A 20434-nucleotide genomic window follows, 5' to 3' on the forward strand; every position below is an offset into this window, starting at 1 on the left:
TTTTCTATTTATAGAAGCTTTTCGACAAAGGTATTATTTGTATCGCTATTATCCAAAGAGGGATAAAAAAATCCTCCGGACGTAAAAAAGATTACATCCGAAGGAAATTTTATTTTCTCTCGAAAGAAATTTTATTTTCTTCCGAATGAAATGTTTTTTCAGTTCATTCCAGCAGCCTCGAAAATAGAGTTCACAGCAATAGATAAACCATTGAGGTTTTTACCTCCGGCAGTTGCAAAATGAGGTTGTCCGCCACCGCCTCCCTGTATATGTTTGGCAGCGTCTTTAACCAGCTTGCCGGCATTCAGTCCATCGGCAACCAAGTCTTCGCTAATCATCACCATCAGGGTACATTTCGCATCATCAACAATTCCGGCTACAAACATAAAGCTACCAGCTGTTTCATTCTTAATCTGGAAAGCAACATCCTTCATAGCATCAATGTTCCCTTTACCTACGTAAGTCATTAATTTAACGCCATTGCGTTCAGACGCTTTAGCTATAATATCTGCTTTCAGACGAGAGGCCTTTTCTTTAATATATGCCTCAAGCTGTTTCTTCATATCCGAATTTTCTTCAATAGACTTTTTGATAGCCTGAGAAATATTAGGCATATTATTGAATAAAGCACGCAATTCATTAATCAAATCTTGCTGAGCGTAGAAGTAATTGTCAGCGCTTTCAGCAGTAACAGCTTCAATACGGCGCACACCGGCTGCGATAGAGCTTTCGCCAATTATTCGCAATGAACCAATCATACCGGTTGCAGGAATATGAGTGCCACCACATAACTCAACAGAGCTGCCATATTTAACGACGCGTACTTCATCGCCATATTTTTCACCAAACAAGGCCATAGCGCCCATAGCCTTTGCTTCGGCAATAGGCATAGCACGATGTTCTTCCAACGGATAATTAGCCCGTATTTTCTGGCTTACCAGGCATTCTACTTTGCGTAGTTCTTCGTCTGTTACTTTCTGGAAGTGTGAAAAGTCGAAACGTAATGACTGAGGAGATACATAAGAACCTTTTTGCTCTACATGCGTACCTAACACCTCGCGCAATGCCTCATGCAACAAGTGGGTAGCAGAGTGATTGCATTCACACTGAACACGTTTCTTTTCATCTATCTTAGCAACAAAAGTAGCAGTAACATCCTTCGGCAAATTCACTACCAGATGAACAGGGAGATTGTTTTCACGCTTGGTGTCTACTACATCGATCTTTTCATCATCATTAATCAGCCAACCCGTATCACCAACCTGACCTCCCATTTCTGCGTAAAAAGGAGTTTGATCCAGAACGACCTGATATAATACTTTATTTTTCTGTTTAATCTGGCGATAACGCAATATTTCCGATTCACATTCAAACAGATCGTAACCTACAAACTTACTCTCTCCTTCTTTCAATACAACCCAGTCGCCGGTTTCAATAACAGCAGCGTTGCGTGCACGTTCTTTCTGCTTCTGCATTTCGGTATTAAACTCTTCGATATTAGCCTCCATACCGTTCTCACGGAGGATAAGCTCTGTCAAGTCTAACGGGAATCCGTAAGTATCATATAAAGTAAAGGCATCCACACCACTAATAATTGTCTTCCCGGCTGCTTTTGTTTCCTCCATTTTCTTATCAAGCAAACGAATACCGGTTTCCAGCGTACGAAGGAAAGATTCTTCTTCTTCCTTAATAACCTTTTCAATTAAAGATTTCTGAGCAATCAATTCAGGGTAAGCATCTCCCATCGTTTCGATCAGCACAGGAAGTAATTTATACATAAATGCTTCACGACGGTCTAAGAATGTATATCCGTAACGAACAGCACGACGCAATATACGGCGAATTACATAACCGGCTTTCGCATTAGATGGCAACTGACCGTCAGTAATAGAGAATGCAATTGTACGTATATGGTCGGCAATCACACGCATAGCTACGTCTTTCTGTTTGTCTTCTCCGTATTTAGAACCGGTCATACCGGCTATTACCTTAATAATGGGCTGGAATACATCCGTATCATAATTGGATATTTTACCTTGCAAAGCCATACACAAACGTTCAAATCCCATGCCCGTATCAATAACTTTTGCAGGCAGCGGCTCCAAAGAACCGTCGGCTTTACGGTTGAATTGCATAAACACAAGATTCCATATTTCAATTACCTGCGGATGGTCTTTATTAACCATCTGTGCTCCCGGAACAGCCTTACGTTCTTCTTCCGGACGAAGGTCAATATGAATTTCCGAGCAAGGACCGCAAGGGCCTGTATCGCCCATTTCCCAGAAGTTATCGTGTTTATTGCCATTGATAATATGATCTTTCGGCAAATATTGTTCCCAATAACCGGCAGCTTCGTTATCCCGTTCCAAACCTTCGGCAGGACTTCCTTCAAATACGGTAGCATATAAACGTTCCGGATCAAGTTTCAACACTTCTACCAGATATTCCCATGCCCAATTGATAGCTTCTTTTTTAAAATAATCACCAAACGACCAGTTTCCTAACATTTCAAACATGGTATGATGATAGGTGTCATGTCCTACTTCTTCCAGGTCGTTATGCTTACCACTTACGCGAAGACATTTTTGAGAGTCTGCAACACGCGGATACTTACGAGGAACGTTACCCAAAATAATATCTTTAAACTGATTCATTCCCGCATTGGTAAACATCAATGTAGGGTCACCTTTCACAACCATCGGAGCGGAAGGTACAATCTGATGATCCTTTGATGCAAAGAATGCTTTGAAGGATTCACGGATTTCTTTTGCTGTCAACATATCTATATTAGTTCTCGTTAATATTCTGAAAAACAATTTGCAAAAGTACTGCAAATTATTATTTTTGCACACATTCAAGCAATAAAAAAAATCAATGGGACTATTTAAATCTCGAAAAACATATTACTTCTACAACCCAAACACTCTGAACTACGAGCGCGTTTATCCTTCCACAAAGGACCGCGTCCTTATTGTTATACGGCATTTGAGCACCGGGATAATTGTTGGAGTCGGGATATTCTTTGCTATGCTTTATCTTGTTGATTCTCCTATGGAATCGCAGTTGAGAAAAGAAAACAAGTTACTGCAAACACAATACGAAGTACTCTCATTACGGCTAACCAACGCTTTAGAAATACTGGATGATATCCAACAAAGAGATGAGAACTTATACAGGGCGATCTTCCAGGCAGAATCTATTCCGGAATCTGTCCGCAAATCAGGATTCGGAGGCAGCAACAGATATGAACATCTAATGAATCTTTCCAACCCGGAACTTATCGTATCTACTACACAGAAAATGGATATGCTGCGTAAACAACTATACATAGAAGCTAATTCTTTGGAAGAACTTATCAAGATGGGCAAAAATCTGGAAGACAGAAGTAAATGCATTCCGGCCATCCAGCCTATCGCCAATAAAGACCTACGCCGTACGGCGTCCGGATATGGAGTACGTATCGATCCGATTTACCGTACGCCACGTTTCCATGCAGGCATGGACTTTTCGGCAAAAGTAGGTACGGAAATTTATGCTACGGGAAACGGAGTTGTAACCTTTGCCGGTTGGAAACAAGGATATGGAAACTGTTTGATGATAGACCATGGTTACGGTTATCAAACGTTATACGGTCACATGAGTAAGTTTAAGGCTCGTGTAGGACAAAAAGTAACACGTGGAGAAATCATTGGAGAAGTAGGAAATACAGGAAAGTCTACGGGGCCTCATCTACACTATGAAGTAATGGTACACGGCAAGCACGACAATCCGTCCAAATATTATTATATGGATCTTACTCCGGAAGAATATGACCGAATGATTCAGATTGCGGAAAACCACGGTCAGGTTATGGATTAAATCTATTTTAGAGACGTATGGCATTAAAGAAAGATAAACCACAGAAGCTCTATTTCTCTATCAGGGAAGTAGCACAGATGTTTAGTGTCAATGAATCTACATTACGCTTCTGGGAGAAAGAATTTGATATTATCCGCCCGAGAAAGACCGACAAAGGAACTCGTTTCTACAAACAAGAGGATATAGATTCCATACGCCTTATTTATCATTTGGTAAAAGAACGGGGAATGACATTGGCCGGAGCCCGGCAAAAACTAAAAGATAACAGAGAAACGACTATCAGACAAGAGGAAATAGTGAACCGACTAAAGCAAATCAAGGAAGAGTTACTTTCTTTAAAGGCTGCTTTTGAAACCTTAAACCCGGCTGAACAACAGTCATCCATTGATAAAAACGGCTTGAACATTTAGTATATTATCTCTAAAAAACGTACCTTCGCACACGATATATAAACTAATTGACATGGAAATTACAGGAAAAATCATTGCCGTACTGCCAGAACAAAGCGGTATAAGCAAAACCGGAAACGAATGGAAAAAACAAGAGTACGTATTAGAAACACACGATCAATATCCTAAAAAGGTTTGCTTCCAATTATTCGGGGCCGACCGTATCGCGCAAGCTGCCATACAACCGGGAGAAGAACTGACTGTTTCATTTGACATAGACAGCCGCGAATATCAGGGACGCTGGTTCACTAATATAAGCGCCTGGAAAATAGAACGTGCCGGAGCAATACCTGCTCAAGGTAATCCTGTTGAGCCATCTACACCGGAGAATTTCGCTCCGGCATCTGCTCCTATTGCATCACCGGCTCCGGATTTCGGCCCGGCTAATCCGATAGACGACCTGCCATTTTAATAGATTATGAATATAGTCCTACTCATTGGAGGATTAGCTCTTATATTAATAGGAGCTAATGCTCTTACTGACGGTGCCGCTTCAATAGCCAAGCGTTTCCATATATCCAGTCTGGTTATCGGACTTACGATTGTGGCATTCGGAACATCAGCTCCCGAACTGACTGTCAGTATCGTTTCCGCACTGAATGGAAGTGCGGATATGGCATTGGGCAATGTAGTAGGAAGTAACATATTCAACACCTTAATGATTGTCGGTTGTACGGCGGCGATTGTTCCCATCAGCATAACAAAAGGGACATTAAGCAAAGAAATACCTCTATGTATTCTTGCATCTGTTGTTTTATTTATATGTGCGAATGATATACTTATCAATAAATCGGCAAAGAATATCATCAGCAGTAGCGACGGCTTACTGTTACTTTGTTTTTTCCTGATTTTTTTGAGTTATACCTTTGCTATTGCGCATAATGGAAATGGAGGAGAAAGTGACACGCAAATAAAGAATATGCCTATATGGAAGTCTGCATTATTCATCTTAGGAGGTTTGGCAGGCTTAATTTACGGAGGACAATTTTTTGTAAGCGGAGCATCAGGAATCGCACGTAGCCTGGGTGTAAGTGAATCTATTATCGGGCTTACCCTAGTAGCCGGCGGGACATCGTTACCCGAACTGGCAACGTCCATTGTTGCCGCTTTGAAAAAGAATCCTGAAATGGCAATAGGGAATGTAATCGGCTCCAACCTGTTCAACATCTTCTTTGTATTAGGCTGTAGCGCCACGATCAGCCCGATGAATATCCAAGGCATTACAAATGTAGATTTAGGTGTGCTAATCGGATCATGCGTATTATTATATATAGTAGGACTATTTTTCAAGAAACGCACAATTACCCGTTGGGAAGGAATCATTATGGTCTTATGTTACATAGCCTACACCATTTATCTGATACGATAAAAGAGATACGGATTAATCCGCAATTCGTCCTACCGACTTTACATTGCTAATTTTAGAAAGGGTAACACACATCTTTTGTATATCCTCAACATCATGCACCTTCATTTTAATCTTACCTTCAAACACACCGTCTTTAGCCTCTATCAATAAGCGCTGGATGTTAACATTAAAATCTTCCGAAATAGTCTTTGTTATCGTATTCAACACGCCAATAGAATCGATTCCTTTAATCTCCAAAGTAGCTTCGAAAGAAGCATTTTTATGGCTGCTCCACTCCGTATTCAATATACGTTCTCCAAAGCTGCTTTTTAATCGCATGGCTATCGGACATGAACGCTTATGCACCACTACATTACCGTCGTCATTGATAAAACCTAAAGCCTCATCTCCAGGAATAGGTTTACAACATTCCGCAAGAACATAGTTACGCTCAAAGGCTTCTTCCCGAAGGATATATGGTTTGCTTTTATCAAACTTAGGTTTCTCTCGAGGTTCATCTTTTTCTTCGGTCGACTTAGGTTTCGTTCCCATACGTAAGGCCTGTTTTACGTATTTGAACAGGACATTGTCTGTCTTTTCCTTTAACAGTTTCTTTATGTTTTCAGGCAAAACCACATCCCCTTTTTCTATGGCATAATAGAACTCTTCCCGTTTAGAGAAACCAAAATACATGCAAAGTTTATCCAAATTTGATGTATTCAATTCCATATCGGTATTCTTAAAAGCAGTAATAACTTTCTGCTCACCAATCTTTGCAGCATCCTTACGAACGCGCTTTAGCACAGCATCAATCTTAGCACGGGCTTTAGCTGTAGTAACAAAGTTCAGCCATTCAACCTGAGGTTCTTGTGAACGGGAAGTAAGTATTTCCACCTGATCTCCACTAGCCAACGGATGACTGAGTGGAACCAAACGATGGTTTACTTTAGCTCCGATACAATGATTTCCGATATCGGAGTGAAGGGCATAAGCGAAATCCAATGCTGTAGCCCCTTGAGGAAGAGTTTTTATATCTCCTTTAGGAGTAAAGACAAATATCTCAGAAGAAAATAAGTTTAACTTAATGGTATCTAAAAAGTCTAGCGCATTCGGATCCGGACTTTCCAGAATTTCGGTAATTGTCTGAAGCCATTTATCCAATTCCGTATCTTCTTCTACATGATGTTCTTTATATTTCCAATGGGCAGCAAAACCTTTTTCTGCTATTTCATCCATCCTGCGACTACGTATCTGGATTTCTACCCATTCTCCATCCGGCCCCATTACTGTAAGATGCAGAGCTTGATAACCATTCGCTTTCGGACGGCTCACCCAATCGCGAATACGATCCGGACGAATACGGTAAATATCCGTAATAGCGGAATAAATATCCCAACATTGGTTCTTTTCATCTACACCAGGCAGAGGATCAAAAATGATACGTACGGCATATATATCATATATATCTTCAAAAGTAACCCCTTTACTTTCCATTTTATTCCAAATGGAATAGGCTGATTTTACACGCGCACGCATTTCATAATTCAGCCCCATTGCTTTCAGCTTCTCATCCACCGGCTTAGCGAAATGCTCAAATAAGGCATTACGAGCTGCTTCCGTAGCTTTCAGCTTTTCTTTGATAAATTCATACTCTTGGGGATGTTCATACTTGAAACTTAAATCTTCCAGTTCCGTTTTAATAGAAAACAGGCCTAAACGATGAGCTAAAGGCGCATACAAATAAAGCGTTTCACCGGCAATCTTGAATTGCTTCGCCGGCAACATAGACCCCAAAGTACGCATATTGTGCAAACGGTCTGCTATCTTAATAAGAATAACACGGATATCGTCACTCATAGTAAGGAGCAACTTGCGGAAATTTTCGGCTTGGGCAGAGGCTTGTTCTCCGAATATACCACCGGAAATCTTTGTCAATCCATCTACGATTTGAGCGATTTTATCGCCAAACATATCCCGTATATCATCTACCGTATATTCGGTATCTTCCACTACATCATGTAAAAGTGCAGAGCAAATAGAAGTAGACCCCAACCCCATCTCTTTACAAACAATACGCGCTACAGCAATAGGGTGCATAATATATGGCTCACCCGAACGCCGTTTCACGCCGGCATGTGCCTGATTAGCAAAGTTGAACGCCTTAGTGATACGTTCTATTTTTCTTCGGTGGTTAGACGCCAGATAATCTTGCAGCAGCGCATTGAATCCGTCTTGAATCATTTGTTCGTCAGCGGATAAAGTCGGCTGCACTTCAACCGTACCTTCTATATCTTTTGTGTTCTTTGCATCACTCATCGTAACTTACCTCCCTGTTTATAAAAACATCACTAGGCACAAATATACAAATATTCATAAGAAGGCCAGCATAATGCGACGAAAATAGCTATCTATCCTACAGGAATTTTCAACACCTGTCCGGGACGCAAACCAGTGCCGGTTAAACCGTTTGCTTTCTGTAATAATGACGTAGTAACACCGGGATACTTCTTTGAAATGGAATAGAGTGAATCTCCGGGTTTTACCTTATAGGAAATAAAATTCTTGCCTGCAGTCTTTTCATCGGCAGTTTTAACATCTCCGGGGTTCTCTTTAGAGATCGTTTGTGCTGTAGTTACCGGTTGTTTTTCTTTATCTTTTGCACTTTGGTTGGAAGCAAACGACACACCTCCGTTATCTACATATAATTTCAGACGTTTCCCACGGGGAACGCGATTAGATTTAAGTCCGTTCCATTTACGTATATCCTTCGCTGTCACACCATAACGATTGGCTATGGTATAAAGATTTTCGCCACTGGCTACAACATGGGTAATTTTTTCTTTCGTGGCAGTATGAGACATAGCACGGTCTGCCGCATTTAAAGGAATACAATTTGCCAATAATTCTTCGGCTCGATACAAATGCACGGTATCTTCCTTTCCAACGAAAGCATATGTTTCGGCAGCCGGAAGTTTCAATACGGAGGGTTTCGCATTGCCAGGAATAATATCTCGCTTGTACTGAGGATTCAGAGCCCGAAGCTGTTCTATATCCAAATGAAGGAGTTCAGCTACCTGTTGCAGATGTAACATATTGTTGACCATTACGGTATCCGTCGCCAAAGGAAGATTGGTTTGCATGGGACAAATATTATGGTCGCAATAATAATTCATTATATAATTGGCGGCAATGAATAAAGGCACATAAGAACGGGTTTCCCTAGGTAAATAGGGAAAAATATCCCAAAAATTATTTTTCCCTCCCGAACGTCGGATCGCTTTATTTACATTACCCGGACCGCAATTATAAGCAGCAAGCACTAGATTCCAGTCTCCATAAATAGCATACATATCTTTAAAGTATTGACAAGCAGCTTCTGTCGCTTTTAGCGGATCACGACGTTCATCAACCAAACTGTTAATCTCCAATCCGTAACTTTTTCCGGTAGGTAACATAAACTGCCACAATCCACAAGCACCTACGCGAGAAAGAGCTACCGGATTCAAAGCGCTTTCTACTACAGCCAAATATTTTAATTCAAGGGGTAATCCGTGCTTATCAAGTATTTGTTCAATTATAGGGAAATAGAAATCTGCCATACCCAGCATATACCGAACCAGATCACGACGGCGTCCGGCATACAAATCAATACAATCACGTACAACCTTATTATATGGTAAAGATATTATACGAGGTAACCTTTCCAAACGCTGAACATAAATAGAATCCGGGAAATATACATTCTCCACATCGTCATGGCAATACTCATCTATCTTTGAAAAATACTGCACATGCCATGTTCGGAAGAGGCTGTCTACATTCGCATCCAAACTTTCAGGAATCAAGCCCACCTCCGCTACGATAGAATCCGCCGATAAAGAAGAGTATTGTTCTCCAATGGCATCTTCCTGAGCTTTAACACCCACAAAAGAACAAACCAAACATAATAAAGTAGTAAGTAAATGCTTTCTCATGTATTATTTATCAGAATGTTAAACTGCAATTTATTCCATATGTCCGGGAACTGTAATTTGTTCTCGGAGTAACAGTAGGTTCCAAATGCATTGACAAATCGGGAGAAATGTCAAAATCAAACAATTGGGCATCTATATAGGCATCCACAATACTGAGTGCATATATTCCAACAGTAATAATAATACTCAAATCCCTATATCTGCGATAATAGTCTTTACGACTTTTCAACTGATTATGAAATTGAGTATTTCTTAAATATTCAGCATAATCACGTCCGTTAGGCAGAATTTCCTTCCAACTATTATGCCATTCATCCTCTGGCAACGGATTCCCATTATTATAATCTATCATGATATCCTGATAAGCCGTAGAGTAATCCTGATAGTTCTTGTTGTTCCATGTAATAGCATACAGACATCCCATAAATCCACCATAAACGATCGGCAATTTCCAATATTTACGGTTATATATCTGCCCCAATCCGGGAACTAAAGCCAATAAAGTAGCAGTCGTCGGATTTGGTTTAAATTCCGCCTTCATCTTGGTCACAGCCGGAATAGCCGCAGAATCCGCACTTTTTAATACCGCAGCAATGGACGAATCTGGCATAGCTACCGACATTTGAACAGAAGACATCTTTAGCGTATCAGACATCGCAGTCTCCACTTCCTGCGCCTGTATTGTATAAGGATAGCCTATCAGAAATATCAGAAAGAATATAATAATATGTTTCATTTCAGTTTGTCCAACAGGCTAATCAGTTTTTCTAATTCTTCCTCCGATGCAAAAGGAATAGTGATACGGCCTTTGCCTTTTTCATCACATGCTAATTGCACCTTTGTATTAAAGAAACGGGATAGATGTTCTTTCAGTAAATTAAATTCTTCGGGAAGCATAGATTTACGGGCTTTTGCAGTACTTTTTTTCTCAGGTTTCACACCATCTGCTACACCTCGTACCAATTCTTCCACGCTACGGACTGATAATCCGTCAGACAATATCTGTTCATATAAAGCCAACTGGATTTCCGGATCTTCCACAGGTATAAGAGCACGAGCGTGTCCCATATCTATTTTCTTGTCCTTTAATCCCATTTGTATCTCAGCAGGAAGTTTCAACAAACGCAGATAATTCGCAATAGTAGCCCGTTTCTTTCCTACCCGTTCGCTTAACTTTTCCTGAGTTAATCCGTAATTATCTATCAGTTTTTGGTAAGCCAAGGCAATTTCTATAGAATTCAGGTCTTCACGCTGAATATTTTCTATCAATGCCATTTCCACGACATTCTCATCGGCTGCCGTTTTAATATACGCGGGAATTCTATCAAGCCCTGCTTTCAAAGAGGCACGGTAACGACGCTCGCCTGAAATAATCATGTACTTGTCCGCTCCAATTTCTTTCAGGGTTATAGGTTGAATAACACCCAAAGAACGGATAGAAGTAGCCAATTCATCCAATGCTTCTTCTTCAAAGATTGAACGGGGTTGTTCCGGATTAGGTTGTATCTTGCTTAATTCTATCTCACTTATTGAAGATGAACCACCAGTTTTCAAGTCGTCCATTGTTATAAGAGCATCTAATCCGCGGCCAAGTGCCGATCGTTTCATTACTGCCATTTTCTAAGATTTAGAATTTATGTTTTATGATTCGTAAATCATAAACCTTACTTATTTTTATCTATCAATTCCTGCGCAAGCTGCATATGGTTGACCGCTCCTTTTGATTCTGCATCATATAATAAAACAGGCTTGCCGTAGCTTGATGCCTCGCTTAATTTAACGTTTCGTTGAATCACTGTAGTAAATACCAAATCGCGGAACGGACGTTTCACCTCTTCATATATCTGGTTAGCCAAACGAAGACGTGAATCATACATCGTCAGCAAAAAGCCTTCTATCTCCAAAGCAGGATTTAGTCTGGATTTAATTATTTTAATCGTATTCAACAACTTACTGATACCTTCCAGCGCAAAGTATTCGCATTGAACAGGAATAATAACCGAATCGGCAGCGGTAAGCGCATTTACTGTAATCAGTCCTAATGACGGAGAACAGTCTATAAGAATAAAATCGTATAAGTCCTTCAACGGGATTAATATCTGTTTCAATATTTTCTCCCGGTTTTCCATATTCAACATTTCAATTTCGGCACCAACCAGATCGATATGGGATGGAATAATATCCAAACCTTCCACCTCGGTAGGCGTAATAGCGCCTTTTGAATCCTCGCCATTCACCAGACATTCATAGATAGAAAGCTGTACATTACGAATATCAATGCCCAACCCGGACGAAGCGTTTGCCTGCGGGTCTGCATCCACCACCAGTACTTTTTTCTCAAGTGCTGCTAATGATGCAGCCAGATTAATAGTGGTAGTAGTCTTTCCAACCCCACCTTTCTGATTTGCCAAAGCGATAATCTTTCCCATACTCTAATACTATTAATTAGGAGCAAAACTAAACATTAAAAACCGAATAGAATCGAGTTCTATCAAAACAATGCCTGTTTTGTTGATAAGTCGCCCTAACTGTTGATAACTTGCAAAGATAACCAGAATTATTGAATAAACAGCTACTGCTTAAGTATATGGAAGTTTTTTTGGAAATGATAACGAAGTTTTAGGAAAGAAATAGAGAAATGAAACATACCTTTGTTATATGATTAGACTAGGTACGGAATAATTATTCTATAGATCATTAACGTAAGAACGTACATTTACAATCATAAAACAAATTGATTACCAGCCTATAACAACACTAAAAGAGCAGTCACGACCAACCATTATTAACATTACGAGCCTTCTATTTTTACTTTTTTTGTGTAAATATTAAACTAAAACACGCGTTATTTGTTACATTATTAAGAGATATAAATTGATATGAGGAAGTCGACTATCTGGTTGCTTGCAGTAGTGATGGCTTTTGCTTTTACCGGCCTGCTATATTTACAGGTTAGTTATGTAACCATCCTACTAAAGGCACGCAGTGAACAGTTTAACGAAACTGTAAAAAGAAGTTTGCACCAAGTATCTAAGAATCTGGAATTGGATGAAACCAGGAAATACCTGGAAGAAGATATAAATCGTGACCAAACCAGTTTTATGTATCAAAATGCTCCAGACGTACAAAGCTTAGGCCAAGTAATCAATAAGGAAAGATACAAACTGCAAATTACAGATTCCAATGGTACAGTGCAACAAATAGAATTGCAAAGTTTCAGCAGTCAGAAAATAAAACCGTTATCATCTTTATCCGGACGAGAAGCATCCGGCAGTATTGTAAACACTTCAAAAGATTTGCAACGTACGCTAAAAAGACGTTACCAATACCAAGGAGGACTGATAGAAGAGGTGATTCTGAACATTTTATCTACTGCAAGTCCAAAGCCAATTGAGGAACGTATAGATTTTAAAAAGCTAAATAATTACTTAAAAACAGAATTTATTAACAACGGATTGAACCTGCCGTTCGTTTTTTCTGTTATTAACAAAGATGGAAATACAGTATATCAGAGTGGTGAGATACCAAAGGAACCGGTCGCATCCGACATCTTTACCAGAGCGCTGTTCCCCAATGATCCACCGTCAAAGCTGAATTATCTGAAAGTGTATTTTCCAACAAAAGGAGATTATATATCCAGTTCGGTAACGTTTATCGTACCATCCGTGATCTTCTCGCTTTTACTATTGGTAACATTTATTTTTACCATATATATAGTATTCCGCCAGAAGAAACTTTCGGAAATGAAGAACGATTTTATCAACAATATGACGCACGAGTTGAAGACTCCGGTATCAACCATCTCTCTCGCTGCCCAGATGTTGAAAGATACGGATATAACAAAAAGCCCGGATGTGTTTAAACATATATCCGGAGTCATTAATGATGAAACAAAGCGATTAGGCTTTCTGGTAGAAAAGGTATTGCAGATGTCGTTGTTTGAACGGCAAAAAGCCACCTTGAAACTAAAAGAACTCGACGCAAACGACTTGGTGGCAAATGTAGCAAACACATTTGTTTTAAAGGTAGAAAAGTACGGAGGTACAATGGATATAGATTTACAGGCAACCGAGTCGGATATTTATGTAGATGAAATGCATATAACCAATGTATTGTTTAACCTGATGGACAACGCTGTAAAATATCGTCGTCCGGATGTTCCACTTGCATTGATGGCACGTACATGGAATGAAGGAGGAAAACTTCTTATATCTGTGGAAGATAATGGCATAGGGATTAAGAAAGAATACCTTAAGAAAGTATTCGACCGTTTCTTCCGAGTACCTACAGGAAATGTACACGACGTAAAAGGGTTTGGTTTAGGACTTGCTTACGTTCGTAAAATTATAGAAGATCACAAAGGCACAATACGTGCGGAAAGTGGTACTGGAAATATTGGTACAAAATTTATTATTACTTTACCTCTTATAAAAAGTTAGTTATGGAAGAAAAACTGAAAATCTTCTTTTGTGAAGACGACGAAAATTTAGGAATGCTTTTAAGAGAATACTTACAAGCAAAAGGTTATGTTACGGATCTTTTCTCTGATGGAGAGGCCGGTTATAAAGGTTTCACCAAAGGTAAATACGATCTTTGTGTATTGGATGTTATGATGCCGAAAAAAGACGGTTTTACTTTAGCTCAGGAAATCCGTTCCATCAATCCGGACATTCCTGTAATCTTCCTTACAGCCAAGACTATGAAGGAAGATATATTGGAAGGATTCAAGATTGGTGCGGATGACTATCTGACAAAACCATTTAGCATGGAAGAATTATTGCTTCGTATCGAAGCTATTCTTCGCCGTGTAAAAGGTAAGAAGATGAAAGATATTCCTTTCTACAAATTAGGTAATTTCTTGTTTGATACACAGAAACAAACATTATCCATCGGTGATAAGGTAACAAAACTGACCACCAAAGAATGTGAATTGCTGAGCCTTCTTTGTGCACATGCAAATGAAATACTGGAACGTAACTATGCACTGAAAACGATCTGGGTAGATGATAATTATTTCAATGCCCGCAGCATGGATGTGTATATTACAAAACTGCGTAAACTGTTGAAAGATGATCCGGGTATCGAAATCATCAACATCCACGGTAAGGGTTATAAATTAATAACTCCTTCTGGTGAAGAACAGGCACGGGAAGAAGGTATTCAAGTATTGTAAGAAAACATTCTTTCTATAAATAATTATGACGCCAGACTGTCTCCGGTTTAAACCGGAAATAGTCTGGCGTTTTTTTGCAATAAACTTTAATTGGGGTATCTGCTTATTTTAATTTGTTCCCGATGATTTTGAAAAATCATCGGGAACATTTCATAAAATCATCGGGATGTTTCTATTTATTTCTATATTTCCAAACAAAGAAGAATATAGCAACTACCAAAGTTATTACGCCACCCAACATTTGAGAAATACCGGTAGCCATTCCCAATCCTTCGGGAGCTACAAAAATATAGGTGGAACAAACAGCTGTCATGAAGAGGGCGGGGATAAGAGTCACCCAATACAGTTTCTTTGATTTCACCAGATAAACCGTCAAAGCCCATAAGGTAAAGACAGCCAATGTTTGATTACACCACGCAAAGTAACGCCATATCATATCAAAACCATCTTTGTCTTTCTGGCTGTACAAAAGTAATCCGATAGCAATAAGGAAAAGAGGAATACAAATCACCAAACGTTTTACAACGTTTTTCTGTTCCAAATGCAAGAAATCTGCCACAATCAAACGGGCAGAACGGAAAGCAGTATCACCGGAAGTAATCGGGGCTGCAATAACTCCCAGGATAGCCAAAACACCACCAACAGCACCCAACCATTCTTTGGTAATACTATCCACAATAACGGCTGCATTATTCTCGGACATTCCGTTATTCTGGTAAAAGTAAGTTGCAGCAGCAGCCCAAATAAGAGCAACGATACCTTCTGTAATCATCGCACCGTAAAATACAGGTTTAGCATGTTTTTCATTCGTTAAGCAACGAGCCATTAAAGGACTTTGTGTAGCATGGAAACCGGAAATAGCCCCACAAGCGATACTTACAAACATGATTGGAAAAATAGGCAGTCCTTTAGGGTCTGTATTATGTAAACCATCTGTCAACTCCGGCAATGAAGGATGATGTATAAATAACATTACTAAAATACCCACAGCCATAAACAAAAGGGCCACAGCAAAAAGAGGATATACTTTGCCTATAATCTTATCTACCGGCAATAAAGTTGCCAAAACATAATAAATAAAGACAACAATAATCCAAAATGTAGCATCCAGGTAATCAGGTGTCAACTTTGCCAACAAACCGGCAGGACCGGCAACAAACACAGCGCCCACCAATATCATTAACAGGACAGTAAAACCACGCATAAATTGCTTGAAATTGTTTCCCAGATAACGGCCTATCATTTCAGGAAGACTCTCTCCTTTATTTCGGAGTGAAAGCATCCCTGCCATAAAATCGTGTGTAGCACCAGCAAAAATACTGCCCAGTACAATCCACAGGAAGGATGCCGTACCGAACTTAGCCCCCATTATTGCACCGAAAATAGGCCCCAGACCTGCAATATTCAAAAATTGAATCATAAACACTTTCCATGTAGGCAGCGGAATATAATCTACGCCATCTTGCTGAGTATAAGCAGGAGTTTTACGGGATGGGTCAATACCTATAATTCGCTCTATAAAAGAGCCATAAACGAAATAGCCTACAATCAGGGCTATAAGGCAACATGCAAATGTAATCATGGTTTTTCTTCTAATAATTGAAAGTTGAGAACAACAAAAGATCAAGATCAAGTAGAAAAGAGAAAATGAAGCTGTTTCACCCGGAAACAGCTTTCTTCAATATCAATTCAATAAACGCTTTACAGTTTCTGAAATAAGACGGCCTTCTGCACGGCCAGCCAACGCTTTAGAAGCAGCGCCCATCACCTTACCCATATCCTTGGCACTGGTAGCTCCAACTTGGGCAATAATTGTTTTCAGCTCTGCTTCCAGTTCTTCGGCAGACATTTGTTTTGGCAGATAAGCCTCTATAACTTTAACTTGTGCCAATTCTCCGTCTGCAAGGTCCTGACGGCCCTGTTGTATATAAATAGCAGCTGAATCTTTTCCCTGTTTTACAAGCTTTTGCATAATTTTCAATGCATCGGCATCAGTTAAAGTATCATTGGCTCCCGGAGCGGTTTTTGCTTCCAGAAAGAATTTCTTTACATTTCTCAATGTTTCCAAAGCGACTTTGTCTTTCGCTTTCATTGCGTTTTTAATGTCTTCGCTGACTTTTTCAAATAAATCCATAAAGCTATGTATCTAGTTAATTAATTATCGGAAACTGATCTTCGGCTTACCTCCTCCCGAAGAAGTTGTATTGTTATGACTTCCCGTACCGGTAGTTTTAGATGCAGCAGCAGCGGTTACTGCAATATCTTCGCCTGCCATCTTCGCACGCACACGGGCTACCGCTTTCGGATCACGGCTATATGTAGGATTGTCTTCTATAAAGGCAATTAATACATCATCATCCAATTCTTCCTGAGTAAGAACAATTGAAGAAGCGCGACAAACAAAACGCCCTACCTTTTTAGCAGAAGCTCCGTAATACTTATTGATAAGTTCCCGTTCTTTTTGTTCTTTCTGGAGACGTTCTTCTTCCTGACGGATTTGTTCTTCCGTCATTTGCATAGCCTCGTTACGACGTTTGTCGGCTATCTGAGGAATATCATCCATTGTAAAGCCGGTAGCAAGAATCGTTATCTTAACTTTCTCTCCTAATGTATTATCTACAGCCGTACCCCAAATAACTTCTATATCACGGTTAAACTCAGACATGAAGTTATGAACATCATTCATTTCCTCCATGCGAAGTTCGGATTCCTGACTGAAATAGACGTTAAACAATATCTTCTTGGCATTCTTTACATCATTATTACTCAGCAACGGAGAATTCAAGGCATCTTCAACAGCCTGACGAACACGACCGTCACCTTCACCAAATCCATTACTCATCAAAGCAACACCTCCATCTTTCATGGTTGTGTTTACATCGGCAAAGTCCAGGTTTATTATACCGGGAAGTGTTATGATTTCAGCAATACTTTTCGCGGCAATGGTCAGCGTATCATCTGCTTTACCAAATGCGTTCATAACAGTCAAGTCGGCATATATCTCACGCAAACGCTCATTATTAATAACCAGCAAAGCATCTACATTTTTAGCAATTTCTTCTACACCGTTCAGTGCCTGGATAATTTTACGTTCACCTTCGAACAAAAAAGGAATCGTCACAATACCAACAGTCAATATTCCCATATCTTTGGCTATGCGAGCGATAACAGGAGCTGCTCCCGTTCCGGTACCACCACCCATTCCGGCAGTGATAAAAACCATTTTCGTACCATCACTCAGCATCTTGCGGATATCTTCCATGCTTTCCTCAGCAGCCATCATGGCACGTTCCGGTTTATTACCAGCTCCCAATCCTTGGGTAATTTCATGTCCCAACGATAATTTAATAGGCACATCAGAACGGTTCAAGGCTTGATTATCAGTATTACACAACACAAATGTCACGTCGTGTATTCCTTCCTGATACATATGGCTAACTGCGTTACCACCACCTCCACCTACACCAATTACTTTGATGATCTTAGGGGTATCCGTAGGATAATTGAAATTTAATATTGTATCGTCCATTGTCGTCCGGTTTTATTACATTGCTGATTAATTCATCTCATCGTCAAACAAATCACCTGTCATATTGTCTATATTTTTCTTTAAACGATCGAAAATAGAAGGTTTCTTTTGTTTCTTTATTTTTTTCTCCGGTTCAGGAGTCGCCTTTACTTCTTCCTCTATTAATACAGATTCGAGAGGTTCTTCTTTTTGTTCCGGCTTCGGAGGAATATATAAAGCGCAATTCTTTGTTCCTTTCATTAACAAACCGATGGCCGTAGCATAAGAAGGATTAGTTACTACTATCTCTCCGTTTTGTACTACTCCCTTACGTATAGAAGAATAGCGAACTTCCATCTTCAACTGACTGCTTATCACTTCTGGAAGTCCTTTTAAGGCAGCAGCTCCACCTGTTATAATAACGCCCGCAGCTAAAGATCCCATTAATCCGGTATCCTCAAGACGAGCATATACATTTTCAAGAATTTCCTTCATACGAGCCTCTATCACATTATTCAATTCTGACAGTTTAATCTCGCGAAGTCCCATTCCATCAGCGGAATTAACGCTGATAGGCTGATCGTTATCTTTATCCATCACCGCACAACCATATGCCAGCTTTACACGTTCCGCTTCGGCTTCCACTAAATGAAGGTTTGTTATATCTTTCGTTATCAGATTTCCTCCAAAAGGAATAACAGAAAGACTTGCCAGTTTTCCATTCTTGAAAACAGAGAGAGAAGTCACTCCCGCTCCAAATCCTATCAAAGCGCAACCTAACTCTTTTTCGTCTTTCGTCAATACAACATCAGCCAATGCTAACGGCGACACTAAAATATCGGCAATTTCTATTTTCGCCCGTTCAGAAATACTGTTAATGATATGGCGCTTTAATGAAGGCCGTCCCACAATCAACTGATAGTGGGCTTCAATACGATTACAAGGTATCCCTTTAGGATTTACCTCTTGCTTATCATCTAAAAAATAAATTGGAGAAGTAATAGCAAGAACATCTAACATATCCGGATGATAATTCATACATTCCTGATAGAGGGCATCCAATACCTCTTCTGTTACCACACCATCAGCACCCAATACTTTAGGTACACTATGTTCTATGGAACGAATGGATTGTCCTCCTACTCCTACATATACTTTGTTAATCTGAGTATCGCCCAGTTTATTCTCAAGTTTACGGATAAGACGTTTTATTTTATTAGCAGTCTCCTCCACATTATATACACATCCTCTTCGTATACAGGTAGCGGAATTCTCAACTTCGTAGGCAATGATAGAAAGGATTCCTTCTTCATTCTTAGTTCCTACCATACCAACCATTTGGGATGTTCCCAGATCGATAGCTGCTATAAAGTCTGTGTATGCCATATAATCTATTTTTTAGTACAAACAATCTGATTCTTATATTTTAAATTAATTACACTATATTTCTCCCATCCAACTTTGGGAACGGCTTGTTCATAGAATAGTTGCAAATTTGCAAGCTTCTCTTCAAAGTTGTTGAAAGATCCCAGTATAATACGATGGTTTCCCACCCGCGGAATAAGTTCTATTTCGTTATCGGAATCCACATAGATTTGCTCTATCTGATTATTCCAAAACTCATTCTCCTGCAAAAATAGTGCAAATTTATATAAGTCGGTTACCGCCAACCCTTTTTCCACATAACCACTTACTACAGGAACATGGGCAACATAACGGGAACTAACCGGCATCACGCTTCCTAAGTTATCCACATAATAGTTACCCGAAGTCCCGATAATGCGCAAGATAGGAACTTTCTGCTCTACTTCCAACTTTATAATACCAGAAGGTGTCTTATAAGCTTCAACAGAAGCTATCATCTGATTTTTCAGCAGTTCCTTCTCAATCTGGTCTGTATTAATCATGTCCATATCTCTACTTATAGGATTGAGATTTGCTTTTTTCAGTAAACCAACCAGATCTTTTTCACTCACAAAGTGCTTATCCAAACTATCTTTCACTACGACCTGAAGATCACGGCAAACGTAATCCCGTCTCATTTCCCGAAAGAAAAAAGTTACAAACACAATGTAACAGAACAACAGTGTAGCTACTATTATGGAAACAGTTCGTACCACTCTT

At 39.7% G+C, this 20434-nt stretch carries 17 protein-coding genes; 6 read left to right on the forward strand and 11 right to left on the reverse strand.

The window, feature by feature from the left end:
• Positions 1-158: 158 nt before the first annotated feature.
• On the reverse strand, positions 159-2780 hold the full coding sequence (gene alaS, locus C1721_RS03310; protein WP_102407137.1) for an alanine--tRNA ligase: 2622 nt from the start codon (positions 2778-2780) through the stop codon (positions 159-161).
• Between the two features lie 94 nt (positions 2781-2874).
• Here alaS and C1721_RS03315 point away from each other — a divergent pair, with 94 nt between their 5' ends.
• From C1721_RS03315 to C1721_RS03330, 4 genes are read left to right on the forward strand one after another with little or no spacing between them, the layout of a single operon-like run.
• The gene (locus C1721_RS03315) at positions 2875-3858 is read left to right on the forward strand and encodes a M23 family metallopeptidase (protein ID WP_102407139.1); all 984 of its coding nucleotides are present in this window, start codon (positions 2875-2877) and stop codon (positions 3856-3858) included.
• Positions 3859-3875: 17 nt separating this feature from the next.
• Positions 3876-4268 (forward strand): MerR family transcriptional regulator, encoded by a 393-nt coding sequence (locus C1721_RS03320; RefSeq protein WP_102407141.1) that lies wholly within the window; start codon positions 3876-3878, stop codon positions 4266-4268.
• 52 nt (positions 4269-4320) lie between these two features.
• Positions 4321-4719 (forward strand): DUF3127 domain-containing protein, encoded by a 399-nt coding sequence (locus C1721_RS03325; RefSeq protein WP_102407144.1) that lies wholly within the window; start codon positions 4321-4323, stop codon positions 4717-4719.
• A gap of 6 nt (positions 4720-4725) precedes the next feature.
• Positions 4726-5676 (forward strand): calcium/sodium antiporter, encoded by a 951-nt coding sequence (locus tag C1721_RS03330; protein ID WP_102407146.1) that lies wholly within the window; start codon positions 4726-4728, stop codon positions 5674-5676.
• Between the two features lie 12 nt (positions 5677-5688).
• On the opposite strand, the gene C1721_RS03335 is transcribed toward C1721_RS03330, so the two are convergent.
• The 5 genes from C1721_RS03335 to C1721_RS03355 all read right to left on the reverse strand — a co-directional run bounded on the left by C1721_RS03335 (position 5689) and on the right by C1721_RS03355 (position 12058).
• Positions 5689-7971, reverse strand: a complete 2283-nt coding sequence (locus C1721_RS03335) for a RelA/SpoT family protein (RefSeq protein ID WP_102407148.1) — start codon at positions 7969-7971, stop codon at positions 5689-5691.
• A gap of 92 nt (positions 7972-8063) precedes the next feature.
• Entirely contained in the window at positions 8064-9629 is a 1566-nt protein-coding gene (locus tag C1721_RS03340; RefSeq protein ID WP_102407150.1) for a lytic transglycosylase domain-containing protein, read from the reverse strand.
• 10 nt (positions 9630-9639) lie between these two features.
• Positions 9640-10365 carry a DUF5683 domain-containing protein gene (locus C1721_RS03345; RefSeq protein WP_102407152.1) on the reverse strand — a complete coding sequence of 242 codons (726 nt, stop codon included), beginning with the start codon at positions 10363-10365 and terminating at the stop codon, positions 9640-9642.
• A complete protein-coding gene (locus C1721_RS03350; RefSeq protein ID WP_102407154.1) occupies positions 10362-11246 on the reverse strand; it encodes a ParB/RepB/Spo0J family partition protein in 885 nt (294 codons plus the stop codon). Before C1721_RS03350 ends, C1721_RS03345 begins: the two co-directional genes overlap by 4 nt.
• A gap of 47 nt (positions 11247-11293) precedes the next feature.
• Positions 11294-12058 (reverse strand): ParA family protein, encoded by a 765-nt coding sequence (locus C1721_RS03355; protein WP_102407156.1) that lies wholly within the window; start codon positions 12056-12058, stop codon positions 11294-11296.
• A 450-nt stretch (positions 12059-12508) separates the two neighbouring features.
• Between C1721_RS03355 and C1721_RS03360 the strand changes: the two genes are divergently transcribed.
• Both C1721_RS03360 and rprY read left to right on the forward strand, forming a co-directional pair.
• Complete coding sequence (locus C1721_RS03360) at positions 12509-14068, forward strand: sensor histidine kinase (RefSeq protein ID WP_102407158.1); 1560 nt, start codon at positions 12509-12511, stop codon at positions 14066-14068.
• 2 nt (positions 14069-14070) lie between these two features.
• Positions 14071-14802, forward strand: coding sequence for a response regulator transcription factor RprY (gene rprY, locus C1721_RS03365; protein WP_102407161.1), 732 nt, complete (start codon positions 14071-14073; stop codon positions 14800-14802).
• A gap of 172 nt (positions 14803-14974) precedes the next feature.
• On the opposite strand, the gene C1721_RS03370 is transcribed toward rprY, so the two are convergent.
• The 5 genes from C1721_RS03370 to C1721_RS03390 form a co-directional block, all read right to left on the reverse strand.
• Positions 14975-16384, reverse strand: a complete 1410-nt coding sequence (locus C1721_RS03370; protein WP_102407163.1) for a carbon starvation CstA family protein — start codon at positions 16382-16384, stop codon at positions 14975-14977.
• A 102-nt stretch (positions 16385-16486) separates the two neighbouring features.
• Positions 16487-16936, reverse strand: a complete 450-nt coding sequence (locus tag C1721_RS03375) for a GatB/YqeY domain-containing protein (RefSeq protein WP_102407164.1) — start codon at positions 16934-16936, stop codon at positions 16487-16489.
• Between the two features lie 24 nt (positions 16937-16960).
• Positions 16961-18331 carry a cell division protein FtsZ gene (gene ftsZ, locus C1721_RS03380; RefSeq protein ID WP_102407165.1) on the reverse strand — a complete coding sequence of 457 codons (1371 nt, stop codon included), beginning with the start codon at positions 18329-18331 and terminating at the stop codon, positions 16961-16963.
• A 27-nt stretch (positions 18332-18358) separates the two neighbouring features.
• Complete coding sequence (gene ftsA / locus C1721_RS03385) at positions 18359-19696, reverse strand: cell division protein FtsA (RefSeq protein ID WP_102407166.1); 1338 nt, start codon at positions 19694-19696, stop codon at positions 18359-18361.
• 5 nt (positions 19697-19701) lie between these two features.
• Positions 19702-20430: a cell division protein FtsQ/DivIB gene (locus C1721_RS03390; RefSeq protein WP_102407167.1), complete on the reverse strand. Its 729-nt coding sequence runs from the start codon at positions 20428-20430 to the stop codon at positions 19702-19704.
• Between the last annotated feature and the right edge of the window lie 4 nt (positions 20431-20434).

The organism is Parabacteroides bouchesdurhonensis, from assembly GCF_900186615.1.
GTDB classification, from domain to species: domain Bacteria; phylum Bacteroidota; class Bacteroidia; order Bacteroidales; family Tannerellaceae; genus Parabacteroides; species Parabacteroides bouchesdurhonensis.